At 69.2% G+C, this 1,145-nt stretch carries 1 protein-coding gene; it reads left to right on the top strand.

Annotated elements, in window-relative coordinates; translation table 11 throughout:
* Nucleotides 1–1,108 (top strand): signal recognition particle protein (locus tag ACFCY7_RS40515; protein WP_376491090.1); only part of this gene is annotated, 1,108 nt, incomplete at its 5' end.
* Between the last annotated feature and the right edge of the window lie 37 nt (nucleotides 1,109–1,145).

Genomic DNA, 1,145 nt, shown 5'->3' with positions numbered 1-1,145 from the left:
CGTCGCCGACCGCGCCGGCGTCGCCTTCTACGGCCCGCAGCCGGGCAACGGCATCGGTGACCCGGTCCAGGTCGCCAAGGACTCGATCGAGTTCGCGCGGACCAAGATGTACGACGTCGTGATCGTCGACACCGCCGGCCGCCTCGGCATCGACCAGGAGCTGATGCAGCAGGCCGCGGACATCCGCGACGCCGTCAGCCCCGACGAGATCCTCTTCGTCGTCGACGCCATGATCGGCCAGGACGCGGTCAACACCGCGGAGGCGTTCCGCGACGGCGTCGGCTTCGACGGCGTCGTGCTGTCGAAGCTCGACGGCGACGCCCGCGGTGGTGCGGCGCTCTCCATCGCGCACGTCACCGGCAAGCAGATCATGTTCGCCTCCAACGGCGAGAAGCTGGACGACTTCGACGCGTTCCACCCGGACCGCATGGCGTCCCGCATCCTCGGCATGGGCGACATGCTCTCCCTCATCGAGAAGGCCCAGCAGACCTTCGACGAGGAAGAGGCCGCCAAGATGGCCTCGAAGCTCGCGTCGAAGAAGGGCCAGGAGTTCACGCTCGACGACTTCCTGGCGCAGATGGACCAGGTCCGCCGCATGGGCTCCATCTCGAAGCTCCTCGGCATGCTCCCCGGCATGGGCCAGATGAAGGAGCAGATCGCCAACATCGACGAGCGGGACGTCGACCGCATGGCCGCCATCATCAAGTCGATGACCCCGGCCGAGCGTCAGGACCCGACGATCATCAACGGCTCCCGCCGGGCCCGTATCGCCAAGGGTTCGGGCGCCGAGGTCAGCGCGGTCAAGGGCCTGGTCGAGCGGTTCTTCGAGGCCCGCAAGATGATGTCCCGCATGGCGCAGGGCGGCGGCATGCCGGGGATGCCGGGCATCCCGGGCATGGGCGGCGGTCCCGGCCGGCAGAAGAAGCAGGTCAAGCAGGCCAAGGGCAAGCGCAAGAGCGGCAACCCGATGAAGCGGAAGGCCGACGAGCAGGCCGCGGCCGAGCGTCGCGAGCAGGCGCAGGCGGGCGGCGCGTTCGGCCTCCCGGCGGCGGGTCAGGCCCCCAAGGACTTCGAGCTCCCGGACGAGTTCAAGAAGTTCATGAGCTGACGGCTCGTACGCGGAGGGGCCCGGGGCGGTGCGAAAC

Origin of the sequence: Streptomyces sp. NPDC056361 (assembly GCF_042262805.1) — a bacterium.
Classification (GTDB): domain Bacteria; phylum Actinomycetota; class Actinomycetes; order Streptomycetales; family Streptomycetaceae; genus Streptomyces.
Note: the sequence above shows the minus strand (reverse complement) of the source record. Positions and strands in the feature narration are given on the sequence as shown.